At 69.6% G+C, this 25,072-nt stretch carries 19 protein-coding genes and 2 pseudogenes; 6 read left to right on the top strand and 15 right to left on the bottom strand.

All coding sequences use genetic code 11. The features are described 5' to 3' along the window. Positions 1-24: 24 nt before the first annotated feature. Positions 25-192: pseudogene (locus ACHFIV_RS15795) on the top strand (acyl carrier protein); the annotation flags it as partial. 269 nt (positions 193-461) lie between these two features. On the opposite strand, the gene ACHFIV_RS15790 reads toward ACHFIV_RS15795, so the two are convergent. Together ACHFIV_RS15790 and ACHFIV_RS15785 are read right to left on the bottom strand one after the other, a co-directional pair. Then, on the bottom strand, positions 462-893 hold the full coding sequence (locus tag ACHFIV_RS15790) for a hypothetical protein (RefSeq protein WP_398968568.1): 432 nt from the start codon (positions 891-893) through the stop codon (positions 462-464). A 546-nt stretch (positions 894-1,439) separates the two neighbouring features. Then, complete coding sequence (locus ACHFIV_RS15785) at positions 1,440-2,123, bottom strand: GntR family transcriptional regulator (RefSeq protein WP_398968565.1); 684 nt, start codon at positions 2,121-2,123, stop codon at positions 1,440-1,442. 108 nt (positions 2,124-2,231) lie between these two features. On the opposite strand from ACHFIV_RS15785, the gene ACHFIV_RS15780 reads away from it, so the two are divergent. Continuing rightward, positions 2,232-3,398 (top strand): mandelate racemase/muconate lactonizing enzyme family protein, encoded by a 1,167-nt coding sequence (locus ACHFIV_RS15780; protein ID WP_398968562.1) that lies wholly within the window; start codon positions 2,232-2,234, stop codon positions 3,396-3,398. Between the two features lie 162 nt (positions 3,399-3,560). Further along, positions 3,561-4,940 carry a cation:dicarboxylate symporter family transporter gene (locus ACHFIV_RS15775; protein WP_398968559.1) on the top strand — a complete coding sequence of 460 codons (1,380 nt, stop codon included), beginning with the start codon at positions 3,561-3,563 and terminating at the stop codon, positions 4,938-4,940. 242 nt (positions 4,941-5,182) lie between these two features. On the opposite strand, the gene ACHFIV_RS15770 is transcribed toward ACHFIV_RS15775, so the two are convergent. From ACHFIV_RS15770 to ACHFIV_RS15725, 10 genes and pseudogenes are all read right to left on the bottom strand, one after another. Further along, positions 5,183-5,479: a nitroreductase family protein gene (locus ACHFIV_RS15770; protein ID WP_398968556.1), complete on the bottom strand. Its 297-nt coding sequence runs from the start codon at positions 5,477-5,479 to the stop codon at positions 5,183-5,185. Positions 5,480-5,733: 254 nt separating this feature from the next. Next, positions 5,734-5,994: pseudogene (locus ACHFIV_RS15765) on the bottom strand (nitroreductase family protein); the annotation flags it as partial. Positions 5,995-6,140: 146 nt separating this feature from the next. After that, on the bottom strand, positions 6,141-6,875 hold the full coding sequence (locus ACHFIV_RS15760) for an NADPH-dependent F420 reductase (protein ID WP_398968552.1): 735 nt from the start codon (positions 6,873-6,875) through the stop codon (positions 6,141-6,143). A gap of 100 nt (positions 6,876-6,975) precedes the next feature. Beyond that, positions 6,976-7,569, bottom strand: coding sequence for a TetR/AcrR family transcriptional regulator (locus ACHFIV_RS15755; protein WP_398968551.1), 594 nt, complete (start codon positions 7,567-7,569; stop codon positions 6,976-6,978). Between the two features lie 225 nt (positions 7,570-7,794). Then, complete coding sequence (locus tag ACHFIV_RS15750) at positions 7,795-8,790, bottom strand: carbohydrate kinase (protein ID WP_398968548.1); 996 nt, start codon at positions 8,788-8,790, stop codon at positions 7,795-7,797. A gap of 220 nt (positions 8,791-9,010) precedes the next feature. Then, a complete protein-coding gene (locus ACHFIV_RS15745; RefSeq protein WP_398968545.1) occupies positions 9,011-10,474 on the bottom strand; it encodes a glycoside hydrolase family 32 protein in 1,464 nt (487 codons plus the stop codon). 76 nt (positions 10,475-10,550) lie between these two features. Further along, a complete protein-coding gene (locus ACHFIV_RS15740; protein ID WP_398968542.1) occupies positions 10,551-11,423 on the bottom strand; it encodes a carbohydrate ABC transporter permease in 873 nt (290 codons plus the stop codon). A gap of 1 nt (position 11,424) precedes the next feature. Beyond that, positions 11,425-12,351, bottom strand: a complete 927-nt coding sequence (locus ACHFIV_RS15735; RefSeq protein ID WP_398968539.1) for a carbohydrate ABC transporter permease — start codon at positions 12,349-12,351, stop codon at positions 11,425-11,427. A 71-nt stretch (positions 12,352-12,422) separates the two neighbouring features. Beyond that, positions 12,423-13,724, bottom strand: coding sequence for an ABC transporter substrate-binding protein (locus ACHFIV_RS15730; protein WP_398968536.1), 1,302 nt, complete (start codon positions 13,722-13,724; stop codon positions 12,423-12,425). Between the two features lie 145 nt (positions 13,725-13,869). Then, positions 13,870-14,904 (bottom strand): LacI family DNA-binding transcriptional regulator, encoded by a 1,035-nt coding sequence (locus ACHFIV_RS15725; protein ID WP_398968532.1) that lies wholly within the window; start codon positions 14,902-14,904, stop codon positions 13,870-13,872. A 262-nt stretch (positions 14,905-15,166) separates the two neighbouring features. Between ACHFIV_RS15725 and ACHFIV_RS15720 the strand changes: the two genes are divergently transcribed. The 3 genes from ACHFIV_RS15720 to ACHFIV_RS15710 all read left to right on the top strand — a co-directional run bounded on the left by ACHFIV_RS15720 (position 15,167) and on the right by ACHFIV_RS15710 (position 22,317). Continuing rightward, complete coding sequence (locus ACHFIV_RS15720) at positions 15,167-18,100, top strand: GH32 C-terminal domain-containing protein (protein WP_398968530.1); 2,934 nt, start codon at positions 15,167-15,169, stop codon at positions 18,098-18,100. A 196-nt stretch (positions 18,101-18,296) separates the two neighbouring features. Beyond that, positions 18,297-21,089 carry a GH32 C-terminal domain-containing protein gene (locus tag ACHFIV_RS15715; RefSeq protein WP_398968527.1) on the top strand — a complete coding sequence of 931 codons (2,793 nt, stop codon included), beginning with the start codon at positions 18,297-18,299 and terminating at the stop codon, positions 21,087-21,089. 523 nt (positions 21,090-21,612) lie between these two features. Then, positions 21,613-22,317 (top strand): phosphodiesterase, encoded by a 705-nt coding sequence (locus ACHFIV_RS15710; RefSeq protein ID WP_398968525.1) that lies wholly within the window; start codon positions 21,613-21,615, stop codon positions 22,315-22,317. Positions 22,318-22,344: 27 nt separating this feature from the next. Here the strand turns inward: ACHFIV_RS15710 and ACHFIV_RS15705 are convergent, their stop codons facing one another. The 3 genes from ACHFIV_RS15705 to ACHFIV_RS15695 form a co-directional block, all read right to left on the bottom strand. Further along, the gene (locus tag ACHFIV_RS15705; protein WP_398968522.1) at positions 22,345-22,596 is read right to left on the bottom strand and encodes a hypothetical protein; all 252 of its coding nucleotides are present in this window, start codon (positions 22,594-22,596) and stop codon (positions 22,345-22,347) included. A 39-nt stretch (positions 22,597-22,635) separates the two neighbouring features. After that, positions 22,636-23,169, bottom strand: coding sequence for a hypothetical protein (locus ACHFIV_RS15700; protein WP_398968520.1), 534 nt, complete (start codon positions 23,167-23,169; stop codon positions 22,636-22,638). A 529-nt stretch (positions 23,170-23,698) separates the two neighbouring features. Next, on the bottom strand, positions 23,699-24,970 hold the full coding sequence (locus ACHFIV_RS15695) for an SGNH/GDSL hydrolase family protein (protein WP_398968517.1): 1,272 nt from the start codon (positions 24,968-24,970) through the stop codon (positions 23,699-23,701). Positions 24,971-25,072: the final 102 nt, after the last annotated feature.

Below are 25,072 nucleotides of genomic sequence, written 5' to 3'. Positions count from 1 at the left end.
CGTGGGACCTCATCAAGCCCGCCGGACCAGGCGTTCACCAGCGACTTGGGTGTCGACTCGTTGTCCATGGTCGAAGTCGTCGTCGCTGCCGAAGAGCACTTCGACATCAGAATTCCGGACTCCGACGTCCAGTCCCTGAGGACTGTCCGCGACGCGGCCAACTACATCTTCAAGGCCCAGCGCTCCCAGTGACAGCTCAGTGAACCGACCGACGAAACATGGCCCGGCATCGGTGCCAACTCCGGTCGGCTGTCCGACCCGCGGCCGCCTGGGCCTGCGCGTGCCGGGCGACCAGGCCTTCCGGCCTGCCCATCGGTTGTCGAGCAGGGAGCGAGGGGCCGGCCTGCTCAGGCCGGGCGCCGCAGGCAGCAACACACCGCCGCCCCTCACATCACCGCGGCTGACTCACACTGGCCCGACGGCCGTGGACGTACCGGCGCGGACGCCGGCCGCCTGCCCGTTCACGAGGAGACCGGCTTCCTTCTGTGAAGAAGCGCATGGGCGATCCGGAACAGCCCAAGGGCAAGGGCGCTGACTGCGAGAACGGCGAGGAGGACGATCGTGGGGTTCACCCAGGCGGGCACGAGACTGACGTGCTCGTTGCATGCGTCGGCCAACGGGAAGAGGGACGTGCCGTCCGCTCCCGTACGGTCACGCCATGCCTGGTCGTAGGTGGTGTGATGGTTGAGTTCGCAGGTCTCACGAGTGTCCAGCCCTCCTGCGAAGATGCCGAAGCCCCACACCATGACCGTGAGGCAGCCGGCGATCAGGGCGGCACTGATGAGGGCGCCAGGCCGTTTGTGCCATCGTGGCGGTTGTTCGACGCCGCGACGGCCTATCGTCAGTCCTGCCAGCACGGCAAGGACAAGTGCTGCGAAGACGAGGTGGAGCATTGTCCTCATGCTTTCGTGAAGCGGGCTGTCCGACGGGCGGCCAGGTGAGCGAAACGTGCTTCCGACGACCAGCGGGAATGAGGACTGTCGCGGTACATGTGCGTGTCTCCGGAGGCACTTGCCGAGGCGAAGAAGCGTAGTGGGTCCCATTGACGCGTCCACATCCAGGGCGGCGGGCCGAGCGATGGTGTCTCAGGCGGTGCTGCCCGGGTCGAGACCACGTGCGATGCCCGGCTGGACCAGGCGACAGCGGCGGCGTTGACACCTTGGCGCCGTTCTCAGGAGGTAGACGACTCCAGCCTGGTCCTGCGGGACGTTGCCCTCGCGGTCGCGCTCGACATCAGTGTCGCCGGAGGTGGAGGGCACCCCGGGCTCCGAGGTCCGGGTCTTCGTCGTGCGGTGGAAGAGCTCGCATTCAGCCCTGCTCGCTCCAGCGCACGGACCTGCCCAGGACGAAGCGGTGTGAAGAGCGGCAGCCTGGTCGAAGCCGCCGAGGTCGACGACCACCACCAGGAAGTACCCCCGCTCTCGAAGGCCTTCAGCGCCTCACTCCGCAGGGCCGCCTTCCCGGTCTTCGAGGGCGCTGATGGCGGTGGCTGTGAGGCTGTGGGCCACGTGGCCACGCATCAGTTCGGCGGCCTCGGCCGCCCGTCCGTCGTCGATCAGGTCCACGAGTCGGTGATGCTCCTGAAGGTCCCGGGTGCGGGGTTCGTCGCCCGGCGGGAGCTCGAGCCCGAGGCGCCGGTAGCGGTCGGACTTGTCCCAGAGGTCGTCCAGGAGACCGATGAGCACGTCGTTGTGCGAGGCCCGGTAGAGCGTCTGGTGGAAGATGCGGTGGGCCGCGAGCGCTTCCTCTCCCCACTGGCGGGTGACAGGGAGCAGTTTGCCGACGGCGGCCCGCATGGCGGCGATGTCGTCGTCGGTGCGCCGTAGGGCCGCCAGTTCGGCGGCGGTGGGGTCCAGGGACAGGCGTACCTCGAACAGCTGACGGGCTTCGTCCGAAGTCATGGTGGACACCCGGACGTCGCGGTGGGTCTCGACGGTGACGAGCCCCTCGCTGCTGAGGCGGCGGATGGCCTCGCGCAAGGGCGTGATGCTCATGTTCAAGGACTCGGCGAGGTCGTACTGCGCGAGCCGTGACCCCGCGGGCAGCGTCCCGAAGAGGATCCGACCGCGCAGCTCCGCATAGGCGAGGTCGCTCTTGCTGAGGAACAGGTTCGTGTCGGCCATGGCCCCGTACGAATCCTTTCCGGGTGCTCGCACCCCCTTGACAGTCCCGGTCAGGACACCTCAGCCTAACACCGACGTAACTTATAAGATATTAGAAGGGTCGCCGCAGTGAAGATCACCAACGTCTACGAGGGCGTAGTCCCGATCAGCTCCTCGATCCGCAACGCCTGGATCGACTTCAGCTCCATGGACTGCTCGATCGTGGCGATCGAGAGCGACGTCATCCGTGACGGCAAGCCGCTCGTCGGCTACGGCTTCAACTCCAACGGCCGCTACAGCGCCGGCGAGATCCTGCGCCGCCGCGTCCTTCCCCGCCTGCTGAACGCCGAGCCCGGCAGCCTCCTCGACGAGCAGGGTGGCCTGGACCCGGCCAGGGCGTGGGACGTGATGATGCGCAACGAAAAGCCCGGCGGCCACGGCGAGCGCTCGGTCGCGGTCGGCGTGGTGGACATGGCGCTGTTCGACCTGGCGTCCAAGATCGAGGGAAAGCCGCTGTACCAATACCTGTCCGAGCGCCACGGAGACGGGCAGCCCGACGACTCGGTGTTCGTCTACGCGGCGGGCGGCTACTACGCCCCAGGCAAGACCCTCACCGACCTGCGGGACGAGATGCGCGGCTTCCTCGACCTGGGATACGACATCGTGAAGATGAAGATCGGCGGCGCCGACCTGGCCGAGGACCTGCGCCGCATCGAGGCCGTCATCGACGTGCTGGACGGCGACGGGTCCCGGCTGGCCGTCGACGTCAACGGCCGCTTCGACCTCACCACCGCGCTCGAGTACGGACGGGCCATCGAGCCGTACGGCCTGTTCTGGTACGAGGAGATCGGCGACCCGCTCGACTACCACCTCAACGCCACCGTCGCCGAGCACTACTCCGGCGCCATCGCCACCGGCGAGAACCTGTTCTCCCTGCAGGACGCCCGCAACCTGATCCGCTACGGCGGCATGCGCCCCGACCGCGACACCCTCCAGTTCGACCCCGCCCTCTCCTACGGGCTCACCGAATACCTGCGCATCCAGGACATGCTCCGCCGGCACGGCTGGTCCTCCCGCCGCTGCATCCCGCACGGCGGCCACCAGTTCTCCCTGCACATCGCCGCCGCCCTCAAGCTCGGCGGCAACGAGTCCTACCCGGGCGAGTTCCAGCCCACCGGCGGCTTCGCAGACGACGCCGTCGTCGAGAGGAGCCGGGTCGGCCTGACCCACACACCCGGCATCGGCTTCGAAGGCAAGGCCGCCTTCTACAAGGTGCTGCGCGACCTGCACAGCTGACCGGCACGCGGCAGGGCGGCCCGCCCCGGACAGCGAGGCCGCCCGACACCGGCGCGGGATCCGTCGAGCGCCACGCAGGACCCGGGGGCGAGAGCCGTCGCACGCCCCGCAGCCCCCACGGGACAGGGCTACACACGAGCGTCGTGCAAGGGAGCACCAACGATGACAAGCACCACCACCGCCGACCGCCCCCAGAGGGCACGGCTGAACCGCCTGATACGCGAGCTGTGGTTCCAGGTCGTGCTGGCCGCGGTCCTCGGCATCGCCGTCGGCATCCTCGCGCCAGGACTCGGTGAGGCGCTCAAGCCGCTCAACGACTGGTTCATCGCACTGGTCAAGATGATCGTGGTCCCGGTCGTCTTCTGTGTGGTCACCACCGGCATCGCCTCCATGGACAACCTGCGCAAGGCAGGCCGGATCGGTGTGAAGGCGATCGGATACTTCCTGGTGCTCTCCTTCGTGTCCATGCTCATCGGGCTGGTCGTCGCCAACGTCTTCCAGCCCGGTTCCGGACTCAGCGTCGACCCCTCGTCGCTGAACGCGGACGACGTGCCCGAGACGGCTACCGAGCACGCCACCCTCACCGGGTTCGTCTCCTCCCTCATCCCCACCTCGCTGCTGGGCGCCATCACCGGTGACGCGATCCTGGCCGCGCTGATGGTCTCGATCATCTTCGGCGTCGCCCTGAACATGGCCGGCGAGGACGGCGCACCCCTGACCCGCGGCATCAAGGCGCTCTCGGACGTCGTCTTCCGTATCGTCGGCTGGGTCATGCGACTGGCGCCCCTGGGCACGTTCGGCGCGCTGGCGACCGTGGTCGCCACCTACGGCGCGGACAGCCTCAAGCAGCTCGGCTACCTCATCATCCTGTTCACCGCCACCTGCGTCCTCTACGTCCTGGTCGTCCTTGGGGCCATCATGCGGGCCTGCCGCCTGAGCCTCTTCGGACTCATGCGCTTCCTCAAGGCCGAACTGCTCGTGGCCCTGAGCACCTGCTCGAGCGAGGCGGTCCTGCCGCAACTGGTGCGCAAGCTGGAAATCCTTGGTATCGGCCGGCCCGTGGTCGGCATCGTCATCCCCTCCGGGTTCTCCTTCAACCTGGACGGCTCCGCCGTCTACCTCACGATGGCCTCCCTCTTTCTGGCCCAGGCCATGGGCATCGACCTCTCCTGGCAGCAGCAACTGATCATGGTCGGTGTCATGATGCTCACCAGCAAGGGAACCGCCGGAATCGCGGGGGGCGCGTTCATCGTGCTCGCCAGCACCGTCACGGCGGTCGGCCACGTGCCCTTGGCCGCGCTCTCCCTGATCGTCGGTATCGACCGCATCCTCAACGAGGGCCGCGTCTTCATCAACGTCCTCGGCAACGCCGTCGCCACCATCGTCATCGGAAAGTGGGAGAAGGACATCGACATGGATCAGGCCCGCGCGATCCTGAGCTCCGGCGCCACGCCGCCGCAGTCGGACAGGGCCACCGAGCTCGACTCGGCCGCAGCCGACGCGTGCGAGGTCGACACCACCGAGGCCGACGCGGCCAAGTGACCCCGGCGGAAAGCGAAGGGCCCACAGGCACGCGCCGGCGGCGCCCCCACACGGCCCCGCCCCGAGCCACGCACCGAGACGGTGGAGTGTCGCGTCGGTGGGTGCAGAGGCTCGGACCGTCCTGGCCGCGTTCCGGAGGGCGCCGGCGACCTTGTCGTCGAGGGTGCTGGGAAAGGGGCGAGCGCCGCCTCGCGGCCCCGGGCCCGGGGCCCGGTGGTGGATGGCTCCTGCGGGCGGACCGGCTACTGCTGGCCGAGGACTCCCGGGGTGTCGTGCAGGTACACGCTCTGCTGCAGTGGTACGCGCCCTCGGCGGACCGCGTTCACCGCGGCCGCCGGGTCAGCCGTGCCGAAGGAGATGCCGAACAACAGCTTGAGGTCTCCGGGGACGTCGAGGAATGCGCGGACGGTGTCGGCGTAGAGCCCCAGCACGGCCTGCGGAATGCCCGCGAACCCCCGGGACGCCAGGGAGAGCAGGAAGTTCTGCGCGTACATGCCGAGATCTCCGGCCGTCCGCACCCCGTCGCCCAGGGACGGCATGAACAGCAGGGCGACATGGGGGGGGCACCGTAGAACTCCAGGTTCTCGCGCACCGCCTTCCGCCTGCCTTCCCGGTCCGAGCGTTCGATGCCTCGGGCACGGTAGTGGCTCGCGGCTTGAGCCTGCGCCCGCTCGAGATACAGCCCATCGCCGTAGCCGTCGGTGAAATCCGAGGAGGTCCGCCCCTCCTCCTCGGCGCGGAGCAGCTCCCGGCTCAGCGTGAGCCGCGCCGCACCGGAGACGATGTGCACCGTCCACGGCTGGGTGTTGCTGTTCGAGGGGGCCGTCTGCGCGTCCTCCAGCACGCCGCGGATGTCCGCGGGGGACAGGGGAGCGGGCCGGAACTGCCGGGGCGAGCGCCGGGAGCGGGCGAGGTCGGTGAAGGGTGACGTGATGCCGGACAAAGGGGTTCCTCTCCATGGCGCGCAGTCGCCGCCTCGGCGCGACGCGGCACCGCACACGGCAGCCGTGCAGTGAGGCGGCCGACGCACGGGCCTGATCCGGTGCGCACCCATGCGGGTGCCGTCGCGCTCGCAGGCATCGGGCGCGAGGTGGCGGATCGCGGTGCGGGGCTGTGCGCTCGTCGTGTTCGTCTTCGGTGTTCGCCCGCGCGTCGGCGCCGCCCTCGCGCCGTGGCGTGCGCGGGGCGGCCTCGGGCCGGTCAGCGGTGGGCGGCGCGGTTCATCTCGACGATGTCGTCCAGTGTGGGGTTGGCGGACAGAGCGGCGAAGCGCTCACCCACGCTCGCCCGGACGGCTGTGTCCTTGCCGCGGTCAGCCGCGGCCAGGGCCGCCGGCAGCTCCTCCAGGGTCAGCTCGGTGCAGTAGGCGGGACCCATCGGCTGCTGACGCCAGGACTCGGCCAGTACCCCGGCGTCGTAGGGGTCGAAGCCGGTGTCGTCCACGAGCTGCATGGCGACCCTCTTCGCCTCTTCGGAGTCGCCCGCGACGGGGATCGCGATACGGCCCGGGGTCCCGGCCGGAACGCCACGGATCCGCTGGGTCTCGGCCAGGGCCGCGTTCCACGCCTTGATCACGGGCCGCCCCAGCTGCTCGGCGTTCCACACGCTCTCGACCTCGCCGTTGTCCACGGCCTCGATCTGTCCGTTGAGATGCGGGTAGTAGTTCGACGTGTCGATGACGACCGTCTCGTCGGGGACCGTGGCGAACAGGCCGGCCAGCTTCCCCGCCACCCCGAAGGGGATGGCCAGCACGATGACGTCCCGGCCCTGGACGGCGTCGGCGAGGTGCGCCGTGCGAGCCCCGGACTCCAGGATCCCGGCCGCCCCGGCCTCGGGGCCGCGTGCGCGGGCGACCTGGACGTCGTGACCGGCCCCGGCGAGCTTGGCGGCGAGGTTCCCGCCGATTTCACCGGCGCCTATAACAGTTATTTTCATGATTTGTCCCTTGAGAGAATGCGCTGCGCCTGGGCGGCAGCGTCGCGTACTGGCCGCGGGGTGGCCGCCGGAGGTGTGCGGAGCGGGGTGGGCTCGGCGCTTACGCGTTGACGTCCCGCTCGCGATAGCCGCTCGCGATGAGGGAACGGAGGCGGTCGAGCGCCTCCTCCTCCATGCCGGTGCCCTTGATCCAGGCAACGGAACAGGCCGCGAGGAACAGGTCGTGCCCCCGTACCGACGCGCGTACGTGCCCCGCGCTCCGCGCCGCTTCCACGTACTGATCGGTGGCGCTGATGAGGATGTCGCAGGGGATCGTGAGCGGGTTGTCCGGCTCCTGTGCCCTGGCCGCGGCCATGAGCGGGTCCGGCAGCCCGCTGAAGGCGCTGAAGTACTCCTCCATCGCCCGCAGCCACTGCTCCAGCGCCACGGCGGCGTCGCCGAGGCGCTCGATATCCGCCTGCCGGGCCACCAGTTCCTCGGAGCGCGTCTGCAGTACGGCCGCCAGCAGCGCCTCCCGGGTGGGGAAGTGCCGGTACAGAGTGCCGGGCCCGACGCCCGCCTCCTTGGCCACCGCCTCGAGTGAGGTGCCGACCCCGTGCTGCAGGAAGTGACGCTGCGCGGTCTCGAGAAGGGCCGCGCGGTTGCGCTGTACGTCCGCGCGGGGCTTGCGGCTCCGCTGCTCATGCACGTTCATGGGTCCTCCTGCCTCAGGTGATCCTGCGGCCACAAAAAACGGATGCCGCCTCCGTTCAGATTCGAGCGTAAAGCGGAGGCGGCATCCGGTCAAATGGGCCAGGTGGGATACCTGCCGGTCAGGCCCCGACGGGGGAGGGGTGGAGGGGGCTCGGGGGCGACTTCCGGATACGGGCCGAAGGCCATGCACACCAGCCGTTTCCCATGGGCGTCCGCCGAGAGGCCCTCAGCCCCCGTGATGCGGTGGATGCCGTTCCGTGTCGACGTGCAGTGCCGGATGGTCCGCCCACGGTGGGTTCGCTCCCGGGACGGAGCACGTGAGGGCGGCGACCCGGGCGGCGAATGAGCAGGCGTCGGTGACATCGTCGAGGGCCAGGTCATCGAGCCGGCCGCCGAGTCGGCCGAGCGTGGCAAGACGGTGGAGGAGGCCCGCGGTGAAGGAGTCGCCGGCGCCGACTGTGTCGACGATGTCGACGGGCGGAGCCGGTACGGTGACGCGCCGGCCGTCCAGTGACGCGAGGGCTCCGCGCCCGCCCAGGGTGATCACGACGAGGCGTGTGCCGGCGGCGTGCCAGGAGTCACACGCCGCTTCGAGTCCGACGCCGGGGGCGAGGAGGGCGCAGTCGTCCTCGCTGAGCCGGAGGATGTCCGCGGTGGAGCACCAGAGGGCCAGGCGATCGCGGTAGGCGGAGGGCGGCACGAGCAGGGGGCGGACATTGGGATCGACGGACACGGTGGAGTGCTCGCGTGCCTGGGCGAGGTATTCCTCGATTCGGCTGCCGCCTGGCTGACGTACCAGTGCGAGGGACCCGGTGTGCAGGCAGACCGCGTCGTCCTTCGTGGTTCCGGCGAGTTCGTGGTCGGTCCACTGCCAGTCGGCGGCGCCGTCCGCGTAGAAGGTGTAGGTGGCCTGACCGGTGGCGTCGAGTTCGGCGACGGCCAGGGTGCTGGGCTCGGAGGCGGCCACACTGCCGGTGAGGTCGACGCCTGAGGCATTGAGGCGGGCACGGAACAGCGTGCTGAAGGAGTCGTCGGAGAAACGCCCGCAGAAGCGTGTGGGGGTGCCGAGCCGGGCGAGTGCGACTGCGGTGTTGGCGGGGCCGCCACCGGGCAGGGCACGCAGCGACAGCTCTTCCGGATCGGACAGGGCGGAGTGGTTGAAGATGTCGGCGACGCACTCTCCGAGAACGGTGATGCTGCCGGGGGACCCGGATCGGGTCATGGGAACTGTCTGCCTCTCAGGGAGGGCGCGGGGCTCCCGCCCCGCGCCATGGGGGCGCAGCCGGACGCACGCGACGTGCTGCGAAGGACGAGACCGACCGCATACGTCGCAACGCGGGCTGGGTGGCCGCCTGCACGGGTGCGGACGGATCGGGTCGTCCGGGCGGTCGTCCAGGGAGGACGACGCATGGACGCGGTGGCCGGGGCCGTGCGGCGAGCAGCTAGGCGTCTCGTCCTCGGCCCGCCGGCACCGCTTCCTGACGGACCCCGCCGGGTGCCAAGTCCCATGCCTCGACGGAGTAATCACCTCGTCCGGTGCCCGTCGTACGGGCCTGCAGTCGCCACGGCCCGTCGGCTACCGGATAGAACCGCAAGGTGAGGACCTGCCCGTCGGCCAGATACACCTCCGCTATCGAACGGTCCACGATGACGCGCAGTTCGACGGGGGCACCCGGGCGTGTCGCTGACGGGCACGGGGCTGTGTACGAGCCTCCGCGCGCTCGCGGGTCCAGGGACGCGTGGGCGCGGTCGACGACGAGGTGTCCCGCTGCGGGGTCGAGGCTGATGTCGAGGTACTCGGAACCGTCCGCGGAGGTGACCAGGCGCAACCCGCTCGTGCCCGTGGGGTCGGGTACCAGGGCGGCGGTGAGGTCGAAGGTGCGGCCGACCTGACCGAGCTCGGCCGGTTCAGGCCCCCTGAGGTGCCCGGTGCGGTGCAGTACGCGCGCGCCGCGCAGCGCCAGCAGCTCACGGGCAGGGTGCTGGACGACCGTGCCGTCAGCGCTGATGTCCACCTCGCGGGGAAGCGTGAGGACACCTGCCCAGCCGGTCTCGTGCGTCCAGTTGTCGTCGCGGGCCTCCCAGGCCCAGCCCCACAACAGCCAGCGGTCTTCCACCGGGTCCTTCAGCAGGGCGGGAGCATAGATGTCGGGCCCGTGGTCCAGCCGCACGGGCGAGGCGGCAGGCGTGAAGCGGCCGTTCTCCTCGTGGCCGGTGTGGACGGTTGTGTGGCTGGGGCCGCCCTGCGGGGTCCAGTCACTGACGATCAAGATGTTCCGGTCGTCGAAGGCCGCGTACTGGGGGCACTCCCAGCCGATCGGACCGGCGCCGGGCGCGGCGTCGCCGGTGTGGAAGGGCCCGATGTAGACCCAGTGTTCCAGGTCGTCGGACTCGTACAGCAGCGCCGCGGCGCGGCCGTCGTCGAGGGCGGAGCCGACCAGCATCCGCCATCGGTCGTCCTGCCGCCAGACGTAGGGGTCCCGGTACATGGTGGTGCCGGTAGGCGGGTCGGCGATGAGCAGTTCCGGGCGCTTGGCCCAGGTGCGGCCTGCGTCGTACGACTCGGCGGTGGTGATGGGCTGCCACCAGCGGTCGTTGCGGTGGGCGGAGTAGAAGGCGACCATGCGGTCGTCGACGGAGACGGCGTTGCCCGAGTAGCAGCCGTCGGCGTCATAGCCGCCGGGTGTGGGGGCGAGGGCGACGGGGAGGGGCTCCCAGTTGATCAGGTCGGGGCTGCGGAAGTGGCCCCAGTGCACGTTCGAGTGCTGCGGGCCGTGCGGGTTGTACTGGAAGAACACGTGGTAGTGCCCGTCGTGGAAGACCAGCCCGTTGGGGTCGTTGACCCAGTTGCGGGGCGGTCGCAGATGTAGGGCGGGGAGGTGGGGGTCGGCAGGCAACGCGGACACACAGGGCCTTTCTCAGGGTGCGCGAAGCACACGGAAGTCGTCAGGAGGAGGGCGAACGGCTCGGTGGTGCCGCGGGTCAGCCCTTGACGCCGCTGGAGGCGATGCTGTTGACGAAGGAGCGCTGGAACGCCACGAAGAGCGCCAGGACCGGCACGGTGATCATGGAGGAGTACGCCATGATCTGGCCCCAGCCCACATTCAGCTGGAAGAAGTAGGAGATGCCCACCATCACCGGCCGCAGCTCCTCGCTCTGCACGACCATCAGCGGCCACAGGTAGGAGTTCCAGGCCGGGAGGAAGGTCAGGATCGCCACGGTGGCGATGGCCGGGCCGGACAGCGGCATGAGGATGCGGCGGTAGATGGTGAACCAGCCGGCCCCGTCCACGATGGCCGCCTCGTCCAGTTCCCTGGGGACACTCTGGAAGTACTGGTGGAAGAAGAAGACCGAGAAGGCGTTGGCGACGAACGGCAGGATCTGCACCTGGTAGGTGTCCATCCAGCCGGTGCTCCACTCCAGGTGGAAGCCGTTGACGCTCAGCAGCGGGAGTTGGTTGACCCACCACACCAGCGGCAGTGCGAAGGTCTCGAACGGCACGATGAGGGTGGCGATGACCGTGGTCAGGACGAGTTTGCGGCCGGGCCACCGCATCCGTGACAGGGCGAAGGCGGCCATGCTGTTGACGACGATGCCGAGCACCACGGTGATCGAGGAGATCAGTACGGAGTTCAGCAGGAACCGTGCCGCAGGTACTCGTTCGAACACTGCTGTGTAGTTGTCCAGCGACAGGGCGCCGACCGGCAGGAAGGCGCGCGGGGAGTCCAGGTCACCGAAGATCCGGTCGTCCGGCTTGAACGACGAGACGAGCATGAAGACGAGGGGGAGCGCGAAGACCAGAGCCAAGGCGATGCGGCCGGTGTGACCGCCGAGGTGCTTGAGGAAGGAAGTCATGTCAGTCCTTCTCCCGGGTCAGGAAGCGCTGGATGAGTGAGACGCTCAGGACGAGCACGAAGAAGATCAGGGAGACGGCAGCCGCGTAGGCGGTCTGCTGCTGGTCGTAGCCGGTGTGCACCGCCTGGTAGACGACGGTGGTGGTGGAGTCGAGAGGGCCGCCCTGCGTCATCACCCTGATCTGGGTGAAGAGGCTGAGCGCGGCGATCGTGATGGTGACGAGCACGAACGTGCGGGTGGCGCGCAGCCCTGGCCAGGTGACGTGGCGGAAGCGGTCCCAGCGGGTGGCACCGTCGAGATCCGCGGCCTCGTACAGCTCGGCGGGGATGGTCTGCAGTCCGGCCAGCCAGATGACCATGTGGAAGCCGACACCCTGCCACACCGACATCAGGATGATGGCGGGCATCGCGGTGGCCGGGTCGCCCAGCCAGTCCGGTCCCTCGACGTGACCGAGGGTGAGCGTGGAGATGACGTGGTTGACCAGGCCGTCCTCCCGGTAGAGGAAGGTCCACAGGAGGGACACCACGACCATCGAGGTGACGACCGGCAGGAAGTACACGGTGCGGAAGAAGTTGACGCCGCGTACTCTGGCGTTGACCAACAGGGCCAGTACCAGGGCGAGTCCTGCCTGGAGCGGGACGACGACGGCGGCGAAGTAGGCCGTGTTCCGCAGCGATTTGTAGAAGGTCGGGTCCTGGAAGAGCAGGGTGAAGTTCCTCAGGCCCACGAAGCGGGCTGGGGTGGGCGAGACGAGCCTCGCGTCGGTGAACGCCAGGGTGAAGGCCAGAGCGACCGGCACGACGAGGAAGACGATCAGCAGCACGACGGCCGGGGTGGCCATGCCGAAGGCGGTGAAGCTCTCGCGGCGACGGGCGTTGGTCGTTCGGGTTCGCCGGACCGGACGCAGCAGCTCCTGGGCTGCGGTCATGGTGGGCACGGTATCTCCAGAGGATCGGTCCGGCTCGGACTGCGGGTGGCGCCCGAACCGGACCGGGCAGGTCAGTCGGAGTAGTAGTCGTTCGTCTTGAGGTTGCTGTCGATGTCCTTGGCCGCCTGGCCGAGAGCGTTCTTCGGGTCGGCGCCGGCCAGGATGTCCTTGGCCGCCTTCTCGAACTCCGTGGAGATGTAGGGGTAGGCCGGTGTGGCGGGGCGCACCGTGGCGTATTCACGTGCGAACTGGACGAGTACGTCGAACGTGCCGCCCGGCTGGTAGTCCGCGATCTGCCGGGCGGCGGCGTCGGTGGCCGGGATGGTGCTGGTGGCCTTGGCGTAGTCGGTGAAGTACTTGGTCTTGCGGGAGAACTTCAGCCACTCCTGCGCCCCCTCCTTGTTGGAGCAGGTAGAGCTCATCGCCCACTGCCAGGAGGATCCGCCGATCTTCGGCCCGTCGCCGAAGTCCACCGGCGGGATGATCGCCAGGTCGTCGCCGAGCTTTTCCGCGTTCTTGGCCGCGTTCCAGCTGCCGTCCCACTGAATGGCGCTCTTGCCGGCCAGGAAGTCCTTGTTGGGGTCGGCTCCGGACTTCTTCGCCATGTACCCCTCGGCCACCAGGGAGTGGAACCAGGAGGCCCACTCCACGGACTCCTTCCCGTCGAGAGTGCCCGAGGCGGCCTTGTAGTCGTCGCGGTCGATCAGGTCACCGCCGAAGCTCTGCAACTGCGGGGAGTACCCGTAGGACCACCACTCGCCGGTGCCGCCGGTGCCCATCTCCAGCGGGTACTCGAACTTGCCGCTCTTCTTCAACGTGGCGAGCGCCGCGTCGAACTCGTCCCTCGTCCAGGGCTTGTCCATGGAGGGGATGCGGATGCCGTGCTCGTTCAGTACGGACTTGCGGGCGAAGAAGGCGAGTGAGACGTCGTAGAAACCGAACGCGTAGAGCTGGTCCTTGTAGTCTCCGACCGTGCTGGCCAGCTGGTCCGACAAGGGCACTTCACTGCCGGAGACATCGATGGGGGACAGGTAGCCGCCCCACGCCCAGTTCGCCACGTTCGGGCCGTCCACGTCGAGCAGGCAGGGCAGCTTACGGGCGGAGGCCGCCGCCACGACCGAGTTGTTGTAGTCGCTCTGCGGAAACGCCTGGAGCTTGACCTCGTACCTGTCCTGGGATTCGTTGAAGTCCTTGATGATCTTCTTGACGACGTCGAGTTCCACCGAGTTGCCGGCGTTGTGCGTCCACAGGGTCAGCGTGTCACCGCTGGCACCGGACGAGCCGCCGCTTCCGGAGGTGCATCCGGCGACCAGCGCGGTCGCCGCTGTGACGGCTACACTCGCGGCAGCGAGGCGTCTTGTTCTGAACAGCATGAGGTTCCTCCATCTCACTGAGACGGGTCTTGCAGGACCCGCCCTCGGCGACCGGTTGCGACGGTCGCTGTTCTTGGTGTTCGTCCCGCCCCCGCCCCGGAATCGTCGGTGCGGGCGGCGGGACGCCGGTCTTTCGGTGCCTGCGTCAGCCGCTGGCGGGTGCGGCGAGAGAGGCACGGCTCCGCAGAGGCATCGGCACGCGGTGCACGACCGCTTCGAGCGGGCCCGGGCGGAGGATCAACTCCATGGCGAGGTGTCCGAGCTGGTAGTGCGGCAGCCGTAGCGTGGTGAGCGCCGGACGCAGGACGGAGGCGATGTCCTGGTCGTCGAAGGAGATGACCGACACGTCGCCGGGCACGGAGAGCCCCGCCTCACCGAGGGCCTGGTAGGCGCCGAAGGACACCCGATCGGCCAGGCACACCAGGGCACGGGGCTCGTGACCCGCCGCCAGCAGAGCTGCCACCTCGCGGTAGCCGTCGAGCGTGTCCCAGTCGCACTCGATGACTCCGTCCAGGCGTGCGCCGCCGCCCCGGAGGACTTCCTCCAGGCCGCGCATGCGCTCGTTGCCGGCGATGATTCCCTCGGGGGTGGCCGGAACGGCCTGATGCCCGCCGATCGCCCAGATGCCCTTCGTATGACCGGCCGCGAGCAGGGCCCGGGCCGCGTCCCTTCCGGCCTCGAGCTCGTCGGGGACCACGGAGGGTCCGTCGAAGCCGGGGGCCAGACAGTTCAGCAGGACCACCCGGCGCCCGAACAGTTCCTTGGGTGGCGTCACGTACCGGGTGAACATGGACGCGTAGATCACCGCGTCGACCTGTCGGTCCAGCAGCGCGTGGACCAGTGACGACTCGGCGGCGCGGTCGCCTCCCGCCTCCGTGATGAACAGCAGGTGATCCCGCTCCCGGGCGGCTTCCATGGCACCGCGGATCACGTCACCGGCGAACGGTGTCGTGGTGATCTGATCCGACACGAGCCCGATCGTCTGGGTGGACTTGGTCCGCAGACTGCGCGCGGTGACGTTCGGGCGGTAGCCCAGCTCCCTGGCTGCCTCCAGCACACGGGCACGGGAGGCTTCGGAGATACGCATGTCGGTCCGGCCGGACAGGGCGAACGACGCCGTCGTCGGCGAGACGCCCGCCTTGCGGGCAACGTCGGCCATGGTTACGCGGCGCTCGGACATCAGAGGATCAGCCCCGTTCGGCTAAATCGGATTAGCAAGGTGTGACGAGATTGCGTCACCCGTCATGTGCTGTCAACACCTCGGACATCTCGCCTGCGTAACGCTGACTCTTTGCGGTGTTTTGGACAGCTCTGGTGCATGCGAATCCGAAATCCGTATGCGTTAGCCCTTGCTTTAGCGCCGACGGCGCACGAACCATGCCGACCCATCACCTAAATCGTATTGGCAGGCCGTCAGACTGCCGTGCACGCCAGGAGTTCGCATGAGGAGAAGGACAGCTCTCAGGGTTGTTTCCGCTGCCGTCGGCGGCGCCGTCGTACCGCTCTCGTTCGCCCCTGCCCCCGCCGCCGCCCGTGGAGACGGCACCCCTCGAAGACCCACCGCGCGCTGGGACTTCGAGGAGCGGACCGGCGCCGTCACCCGGGAGGCGGTCTCCGGCTCCGCGGACCCCATCGGCTACGTCTTCAACGACGCCCGCTACAAGCCCGACAGTGATCCCGTACGCCGCCGCGGCGTGCTCGGCCGGGCCCTGTACTTCGACGGCTGTTCCACCGTCGTCACCGCCGAGGGACCCGGCAAGCTCGACATCACCGGCGGTATGACCCTCGACGTCTGGATCGCTCCCTACGCCTACGAACACGGCATCGACGGCAAGCCCCAGGCCCTGGTCAACCAGCACGATCCGGGTGCGAGAACCGGGTTCCTGCTCGGCCTGCGCCGCTTCGGGCAGATCGTCTTCCAGCTCGGGTTCGGCACCGACCTGGTGGAAGCCAGGGGCACCCCGGACCAGCCGGCCGCCAGGAACAGATGGACCCACGTCGCAGCCACCTACGACCCGGCCGCCCGCCAACTGCGCCTCTACCGCGACGGCGGACTGATCGGAACCGCGCCCACCCCCGACCGAGCCCCCGTGCCGACCCCCGACGAGCCCCTCCTCATCGGGAAGCACAACCGTCCCACGCTGCTCAACGGCGAGTTCGACGCCAACATGTACATGGGCCTCATGGACAGCCTCGTCATCCGCCCGGGCGCCCTGGACGACGCGACGGCACGCAAGGAGCATGCCGCGAGCGTCGCCGCGCTGCCCGGCAAACGCGTGCCCCGCCCGGACCTGACACACGACCGAGGCCGCTACGACGGCGACCGGCACCGCCCCCAGTTCCATCTTCTGCCGCCCTGGCACTGGATGAACGAGCCGCATGCCCCTGTGTACTTCAAGGGCAAATACCACATCTTCTACCAGCACGACCCGCTCGGCCCCTTCTGGGGGCAGATCCACTGGGGCCACGCCGTCAGCACCGACATGGTGCACTGGCGCGACCTGCCGATCGCCCTTGCTCCGGCCGCGGACTCGGTGGGGCCGGACGGCTGCTGGTCGGGCTCCGCCTACGTCGACGGCGACCGGGGGCCGGTGCTCTTCTTCACGGGCGGCGACGACCGGCTGCCTTACAGGCAGCGCACCGGGCTTGCCCTCTCCACCTACCAGGCCGATCGCGACACCGACCTGCCCACCTGGACGACGAAACCCGAACCGGTCACCGAAGCCCCGGCCGCCCTGCCCGCCGGTCCCGGAACCGCGTGGGCGGAGAACTTCCGCGACCCGTTCGTCTGGGAAGAGGACGGCACCTGGTACCAACTCGTCGGCAGCGGCATCGTCGACTACGAGGGCTCCCGGGTCACCCACAAGCACGGCGGAACCGCGCTCCTCCACACCGCCCGCCGCCCCGAAGGGCCGTGGACGTACCAGGGCCCGCTGCACCGGAACGACCTCGCCACACTGCCCGAGCCCGGAGAGGTCTGGGAACTGCCGGTACTCCTCCCGCTCCCCGGCCCCCGGGGCCGGCGCACAGGCAAGCACATCCTGCTGATCTGTCCGTGGTGGGAAGGGTTCAACCCGGACGCCGTCAAGCACACCTACTACTGGATCGGCACCTTCGACAAGCGCCGCAACCGCTTCGTACCCGACCACGAGAAGCCCCGCGAGTTCGACTTCGGTGAGCACTTCACCGGCCCGTCCGGATTCGTCACCCCCGACGGCCGGTCCGTGCTCTTCAGCATCACCCAGGACCGCCGCTCCGAACAGCAGCACGCCCAGTCCGGCTGGGCGCACAACGCCGGCATGCCCGTCAGCCTCTCACTGCGCCCTGACGGCACTCTCGGCGTCGAGCCGATCTCCGAGGTGGCCGGACTCCGTGGCAAGAAGCTCGCTCACATCCGGCACGCCCCGGTGAAGGACGCGAACCGGCGGCTCGCCGGTGTCTCCGGCGACCTGCTCGACATCAGTGCTGTCATCGAGCCACGCGGAGCGCAGACGATCACACTGGCAGTCCGGGCCGGCGTCGACGGCACGGAGGAAACGCTGCTGTCCTACGACACGGCCACCCAACGCTTCCAGATCGACCGCAGCCGCTCCAGCCTCGACCCGGACGTACGCAAGGGCGTCCACGGAGGAAGCGTGGCACTCGTCGGGGGACGGCTGGAGCTGAGGGTCCTGCTCGACCGGTCGATGATCGAGGCATACGTCAACGGCAGCAACAGCCTCACCAGCCGCCTCTACCCCACCCGTCAGGACGCCACCGGTCTGCGTCTGGAGACCACGGGCGGAGCCGCGCACGTGGTGTCCCTGGACGTCTGGCGTATGAACGGCGCCTACGGCACCCCTGTCGCCCCCGGCACCTACGACCCACCGCGCCCCACGGACGTCGACGCCCTGCCCAACCACGACTTCGCGACCGGGGACCTCACCGGGTGGACCGTGGTCTCGGGCACGACCTTCAGCGACGCCAACGTGACCGCACGCCCCGGCTGGGGCTGGGGCGGCCCCTTCCAGCAAGCCGAGACCGACGACGACCCCACCGGCCACCACCTGTGGGGCTTCAACCCGGAGGCAGGAGGAGACGGCGCCACCGGCGTGCTGCGCTCAGCCACCGTGGTCCTCGGTGGGGACGGAGTGATCGACCTGCTCGTCTCCGGCGGCGGCGACCCTGACCAGCTCTATGTGGCCGTCGTCCGCGCCGACGACGGCAAGGTCCTGGCCAAGGCCACCGGCCGCGGCGTCGAGCAGTACCGCCGGGTCGTCTTCGACCTCGCCGCGCACATCGGCGACCGGGTCCATATCGAGATCGTCGACCGCTCCCCGGGCGGCTGGGGCCACATCAACGTCGACGACGTCAACGTCCCCGTGCAGCGCCCCTGAGAAGCCGCTCCCCATGCGCGCTGCCCCTGAACCGCACCGACGCCCAGGGGCCTCGCCCCGCTCGATCCGCTCACACAACCCGACACCGGAGGTTCGCATGCGAACGCGCTTCCCAGCGCAACACGCACCACATACCAGGCGTACTCTGCTTCGCCTGCTGCTCGCGCTCACCATATGCCTCGGTCTGACATCGCCCATGATGGCGAGGACCGCCGGCGCGAGCGCCACCGCCCTGTCCAACCCCGGCTTCGAGACCGGCAACCTCAGCGGCTGGACCACCACCGGCTCCGCCTTCGACGGCGCGGTGACCGACGATCCTGGGTGGGGGTGGGGCTGCTGCTTCAACCAGGCGGGCACCCACCACCTGTGGGGGTTCGCCGGCGGCGGCGACGCCGCCACCGGAAGCATCACGTCCGAACCGTTCACACTGACCGGCACCGGGATGGTCAGCGCCCTGGTCTCCGGCGGCCGCAACGAAGCCCAGTTGTACGTCGCCGTGACGGCATCGGACGGCACCGTCCTGCACAAGGCCACCGGCACCGACGACGAGGCGTACCGCCGAGTCACCTGGGACGCCCGCGACCACCTCGGCGAGCAACTGCGCATCACCGCGGTCGACCAGGCCACCGGCGGCTGGGGCCACATCAACCTGGACGACGTCCGCGTCGGCCTCGACAAAGCACCCGACCCCGCCCAAGAGGGGCTGAGCGCCTACTGGGACTTCGCGGAGGGCCAGGGCACCACGACCACGGAGCGGATCAGCCAAGCCGCTGACCCCATCAGCTACGTCTTCAACGACGCGGTGGACAAGCCGGACAGCGCTCCGTTGTGGCGCACAGACCGTGAGGAAGAGGGAGTCCTCTCCGGCGCCCTCCTCTTCGACGGCTACTCCACCTGGGTCACCCGTGCCGCGTCCGCGACACAGATCCCCACCGACGGCATGACCGTCGAGGGGTGGGTGGCCCCCCGTGCTTTCGAATGGGGCGACGAGGGCAAGCCATCCGCCATCGTCAACCAGCAGGACAAGGGCGCGAAACGCGGCTTCTCCCTCGGCGTCGGACGGCATGGAGTGTGGGAGTTCGGCGTCGGCACCGGAGACACCTGGTACGAGACGAAGGTGCCCAAGTCCGCGGCCCTGAACGCCGGGAAGTGGGCCCACCTCGCCGCCGTGTTCGCACCGGGTGAAGGCGCCGTCAGGCTGTACCTGAACGGCACGCAGGTCGCCCGGAGCACCATCCCCACCACCGCACGCCTGGCCAAGGCCGACGTCCCGCTGATCATCGGACGCCACAACCAGCCCGCGATCATCAACGGCACCTTCGCCGTGAACATGTTCAACGGCCTCATCGACGAAGTGAAGGTCCACACCGGCCCGCTCACCCCCGCAGCCGTCACGACGAGCCACACCAAGGACCTTCAGACGTTCAGCGGCGGAGCCATCCCCCAGGCTCGTATGGCCATGGACCGCTCACGCTACGACGGGGACCGCTACCGCCCCGGCTACCACTTCACCGCCCCCAACCACTGGATGAACGAACCCCACGCCCCCATCCAGGTCAACGGCAAGTACCACCTCTTCTACCAGCACAACTCCCACGGCCCCTACTGGCACAACATCGGCTGGGGGCACGCGGTCAGTGAGGACCTGGTCCACTGGCGTGATCTGCCCGACGCTCTCGTCCCGACCGCCGACAGCGTGGCACCCGACGGCGTCTGGTCCGGCGACTCCACCCTGGACGAGAACGGTGTCCCCGTCCTGCTGTTCACGGCAGGCAACGACGCCCAGCGCCCCAACCAGGCGACCGGCCTCGCCCGCCCCGTCGACCCCACCGACCCCGACCTGGTCGAATGGAAGATGCACCCCACCCTGGTCACCAGCCAGACCGCCGACCTCGACGTCGGCGCCGGACGCAAGGTCCGCTACGGCGACTTCCGCGACCCCTTCGTCTGGAAGGAGGGAGACACCTGGTTCCAGCTGATGGGCTCCGGCGTCCAGAACACCTCGGGCGCCGACATCGGCGGCACCGCCCTGCTCTACACCTCCAAGAACCTCACCGACTGGACCTACTCGGGCCCCCTGATGGTCGGCGACGTCGCAGCCCACCCCAAGACCGGCCAGGTCTGGGAACTGCCCACCTTCCTGCCCATCGGCAAGGACGCACAGGGCCGCCAGCGCCGGGCACTGCTCATCAACCCGGCCTTCCCCGCAGGCCCCGGCGAGTACAGCAGCAAGTTCGTCCACTACTGGGTCGGCACCTGGGACGCCGGCGCCCGCCGATGGACACCCGACACGACCGAGCCCAAGCTGATGGACTACGGCGACCACTTCACCGGCCCCAGCGGAACCGTCGACGACAAGGGACGCTCCCTCGTCTTCAGCATCGCCCAGGACCGGCGCACCGAACGCGCCCACTACGACGCCGGCTGGGCCCACAACGCCGGCCTCCCCATCGAACTGACCATGCGGCCCGACGGAGACCTCGGCTTCCGCCCCGTCGAGGAGGTCTCCCACCTCCACACGGGCGAACCGCTCCTGAACATCACCACGCCGACCTCCGTCAACGACGCCAACACGCGCCTGGCCGCCGTCAAGGGCAACATGCTCCACATCAAGCTGACCATGGAACGAGGCACCGCCGACACCTTCGGCCTCGACGTACTCCGCAGCCCCGGAGACGAAGAGCGAACCCGCCTGTTCTACGACGCCCCCGCAGGACAGCTGGGCGTGGACCGGACCCGATCCGGGAACAACTCCAGCGCCGAGCCCGACTTCGGCATCCACAAAGGTCCGCTCACGCTCTCAGGCGGCAACCTGACCCTCGACGTGTTCCTCGACCGCTCGATGATCGAGGCTTACGCGAACTCACACAAGTCCATCACCACCCGTGCCTATCCCTTCCGGCCGGACTCCCTCGGCCTGCGACTGTTCGGGAACGGCAGTGTCATCAAGTCGATGACCGTCTGGAAAATGGGCGACATGACCGGCTGACCCGACCCGACAGCAGGTACGGACACACCTGGCACTGGGCTCCCGGGCCCCAGCCTGCTCGGCCCGCGGTCCCGTCGCCGCGGGCCGAGCACGCGAGTTCCGGAGGCATCCCTCTACTGCGTCGAGAACCGCCACCGCGACACAGCGGCACGCCTGCCTTTCCCGGCCGGGCCTGAGGGCACCCATCCGGGAGCCTCGGGCACCGAGGACCTCACGCCCTTCCGCTGTCCTGAAGACCTCGGCACGGCGCCGGGAAGGCGGACGGGGCGATTCCACGCCCCGTCTTTCGGTTGGCGTCCTTCCGTAGCGATAGGGCGGCGGATGACGGGGTATCCGCCGCTCACCGGAACAAGCCATGGCCCTGCGCGGACGCTGACCGCCTGCGCCCTTCCCAGGGCTGGAAGGGCCGGGTGCTCCACACCCTGGGCGGACGTCGAATCGTGACAAACGGGAATGAGCGGGCACCCGGTCCGTAGGGCGGGTACCGCCCGCACTGCCGCCGACCTCAGGAACGGACAGCTGGATGAATCGTCTCGACCGTCTCGCCTTCCGGACGGCCCGCGCCGCAGCCCGTCGGCGCGGCAGCCGGCCGGCCCTGCACCCCGACGGGGTGATCATGACGGGCCGCATCGAGGTGCCCGCGCGAGTGACCCGCTGGGACGTTCCGTGGCTGGACATCCCCGGCTCGCACGCGGTGACGGCCCGCTGGTCCCGCGCCGCCGGGCTTCCCCGGCCCCTGCCGGACGGGGCGGGGATGGCACTGCGGGTGGCGGACGCCGCCGGACCGGGCCGCCCTCTGGATCTGCTCCTGACGACCAGCGGCCGCGGCCGCTGGTCCCGTCACGTGCCGCTTCCCCGTACCTCCGCCACCGCCGGCCCTTACTCCACGCTCCTGCCGTACCTCGTAGGCGGACGACGCGGGGTGCTGGCCGTGTTCCCGGAGCCGGGGGCCCGGCGGATCCTCACCGACCCAGCTGCGGTGGGGGCCGCTGCCGCCGTGCGGCCCCTCGCATTCAGGCTCTGTTTCGGGTCGGGCGCGGCCTGGCGGCCCCTGGCCCGGTTGTTCCTGCTCGGCGAGGAACCCACCGCACGATCCCAGCAGGGCGCAGCGTTCGACCCCTACAGCAATCTGCTGCCTGACCTCCGCCCCGTGGACCGCCTCCGCACGCTACGCGTCGCCGCCTACGCGGGTTCACGCGCCGGGCGGCAAGCGAGGCCACCCGGCTGAGACCCGGCCGTACCGGGGGCGGCTACCTCAGCCGCCGAGCTTGCCGACCGCGTCGTCCAACGACGCCGCCATCAACGTCAGGTCCTGCGGGGCGGGATGCGTGGTGCCCAGCCGGTCCACGAGCTCCGCCCGTGTCAGTACCACCGCCGCGCCCCGCAGGTCATCACCTCGGAGGGCTGCCCGTCCGGCTACCCGGGCGCGGCCCTCCAGGAGGACCAGGGCGGAGTCGTCGTCGGTCGCATCCAGCAGCTCGCGGAGCAGCGTCTCGTCGATCATCACGTGTTGCCCTTCCTGTTCTCGGTTGTCGGGACTTCAGGTTCACCGGCCATAGGTGTCCCTTCGGCGCAGGGGCCCGACATCAGCTCTGCGGCCGGGGCGTTCGGCGGCGTGGCGTTGCCCGGGCCCCGCCCCGCCCCGTGCGGCGAGCGCGTCGGCGACGGCTCCGGTGACGTAGGCGTAGACGGCCTTGTGCAGCACGTCGACGACGAGTTCCTTGCGAGGCCAGGTGGAAGGCGGGGCACCCACTCCCGTGGCGTTCTCGAGGATCTGGTCGTTGGTGAGACGCACGACGGCGAACTGCGCCGAGGCGACCGGTCCGCGCAGTCCGGCATGCGCCATCACCGACCGCAGCACGCCCAGTAGCGCGGCCTGACCGAAGTGCATCGCCCAGTTGACCGGCGAAGGCTGCTTTCCGGCATGCTCGGCCGTACCGGTCAGGCGCTGGAGCACCCGCGCGGGCACGTGTGAGCCGGGCCGACCGGTGACGGCCTGCTCGAGTTTCTCGCCGACAGTCATCACCACACCGCCGACGGCGCCCGCGATCAGACCTTGCCACAGTGTGCGCTTGATCATGTCCCGCAGGGTACCCAGGGTGGCCGCTCGGACGCATGCGGTCGCGCGCGACGCCGCCCGGTCGTCGGGCGGCTCGGCCGGCCGCCGAGGCCAGTGGGCCCGTCACCGCGCGGGAGCCGGCCCGCTCGGTGGCAGGCGGCGGCCAGTCAGCCTCTGAACAGCGACTCGCCCGCTGGCCGCCCGCCCCCTGCCCACGTCTCGTGGTGCGCGCGCCGATCCTCCGTGGTCCATGTCTTTCTGATCGGTCGGTGCGCGAATCGCCCCTTTTCCCGGGAGAGTGTCCAGCCCGCCGCATGCGGGCCGCCGCCACCTGCTCCGCATCATGCCGTAGCCCGCTGACACGGAGCTGAGTGGTGCCGTAGTTCGTCGTTCGGCGGCAACGTTGTCTCAGCCGGCCGTGCCGCGGTGGACTCCGGCATCTCTGACGGGCTGGACGTTGGAGTTCATCCGCGTACCTACCGGCCGAGGACCGACTCGGCCACGCACCCCGCCGGTCACGCGTCGGCGGACACCGCTGGGGATCGCCGGTTCACTGCTCCCACGTGGTCAGGTCGACGGCGTCGGCCATGGCCCGGTATCCGGCGGGGCTGGGATGGAGGTGGTCGCCCATGTGGAGGTCTTCCCGGATGCGGCCGGTGCCGCCGGGGTCCAGGGCGCGCGCGAAGTCCACGACGGCGTCGTACTCGCCGCTGGTGATGATCCACCGATTGACCTGGTCACGGATCGCCTCGCCCTCGGCGTCCCAGCCCGCCGCGCCCCGGAACGGGGTGAGCGTGGCGCCTACGGCCCTGACCCCACGGGCGTGGGCGGCGCCGATCAGTGAGCGATGCCCGTCGATCAGCCGCCGCGCGGTGACCGGCGGGGTGTCGCGACCGGCTCCGCCTGTCAGGTCTTCGGTCTGCTGGATGTCGTTGACGCCCATCAGCACGATCACCGTACCCACGCGTGGCTGGGCGAGGACATCCTGCGCGAACCGCGAAATCCCGGCGTCACCGCCGAGGGCCGAGTCGGTGAGCAGCTTGTTGGAGCCGATGCCGGCGTTCAGGACCGGGCGGGGACAGCCGGCGGCGAGCAGGCGTTCGGCGAGGATGTCGGGGTAGCGGTCGTTGCCGTCGATGGTCGCGCCGAACCCGTCCGTGAGGGAATCGCCGAAGGCGACTACCGCGTGGGGCAGTGGGCGTTTCCCGGAGGTCTCGACGCCTTCCAGGTAGTACCAGGATCCGAACGCGGGCTCGACCTTGTCCGTGTAGGCGGTGGCGGCCGGGTCGCGGTGGTGGTCACCGGCGGCTCGATAGGTGGTGGCCATCGACAGCTGGTGATAGGTGGCCGGTCCGGTGGGTGCCTCGAAGTACAGGCTGATGGTGAGCTGGTCGAGTGGCGCGGTGGGCAGGGCGACGGAATCGCTGATGGCGCGTCCCTTCGCGGGGATGGTGGTGCAGGGGGATCCACCGAATCGCAGGACGCGCATGGTGCCTGGCCGAACGGCCGCAGAACTGGCGGTGTGGCCGATGCTGGCGCCGGTGAGATGCAGCGGCGTGTCGCCGTAGGCATTGGACAGCCGGATCCTCAGCTCGGTGCCGCCGGTGGTGACCCGGACGATCTGGCGGACCGACTGGTTGGCGAAGCCCTGCTCGGCCCAGGTCTCGAACCACGGTGCCGCGGAGGGCCGCATGACCGGGGTGGTCCAGGCGCCGTGCCAGCGGGAGGCGCCGGACGTCCGGGGCACGGCTTCGACGGGGGAGGCGGGCATGGCAGGCGCGGTGTGCACGAGCAGGGGAGGGGTGGACTCAGGTGGACTCACGGTCGGATGCTCTTCCTTCGGGACGTCGTGGTGAGTGGCGGGCAGGGGCCCGGCGGTGTTCGGCTGCATGGCCTGCCGGGCCCCTGCGGGCCCTCCTGTCAG

The organism is Streptomyces sp. ALB3, from assembly GCF_044385685.1.
GTDB lineage: Bacteria > Actinomycetota > Actinomycetes > Streptomycetales > Streptomycetaceae > Streptomyces.
The sequence above is the reverse complement of the archived record's forward strand: the minus strand, read 5'-3'. Positions and strand labels throughout refer to the sequence as shown.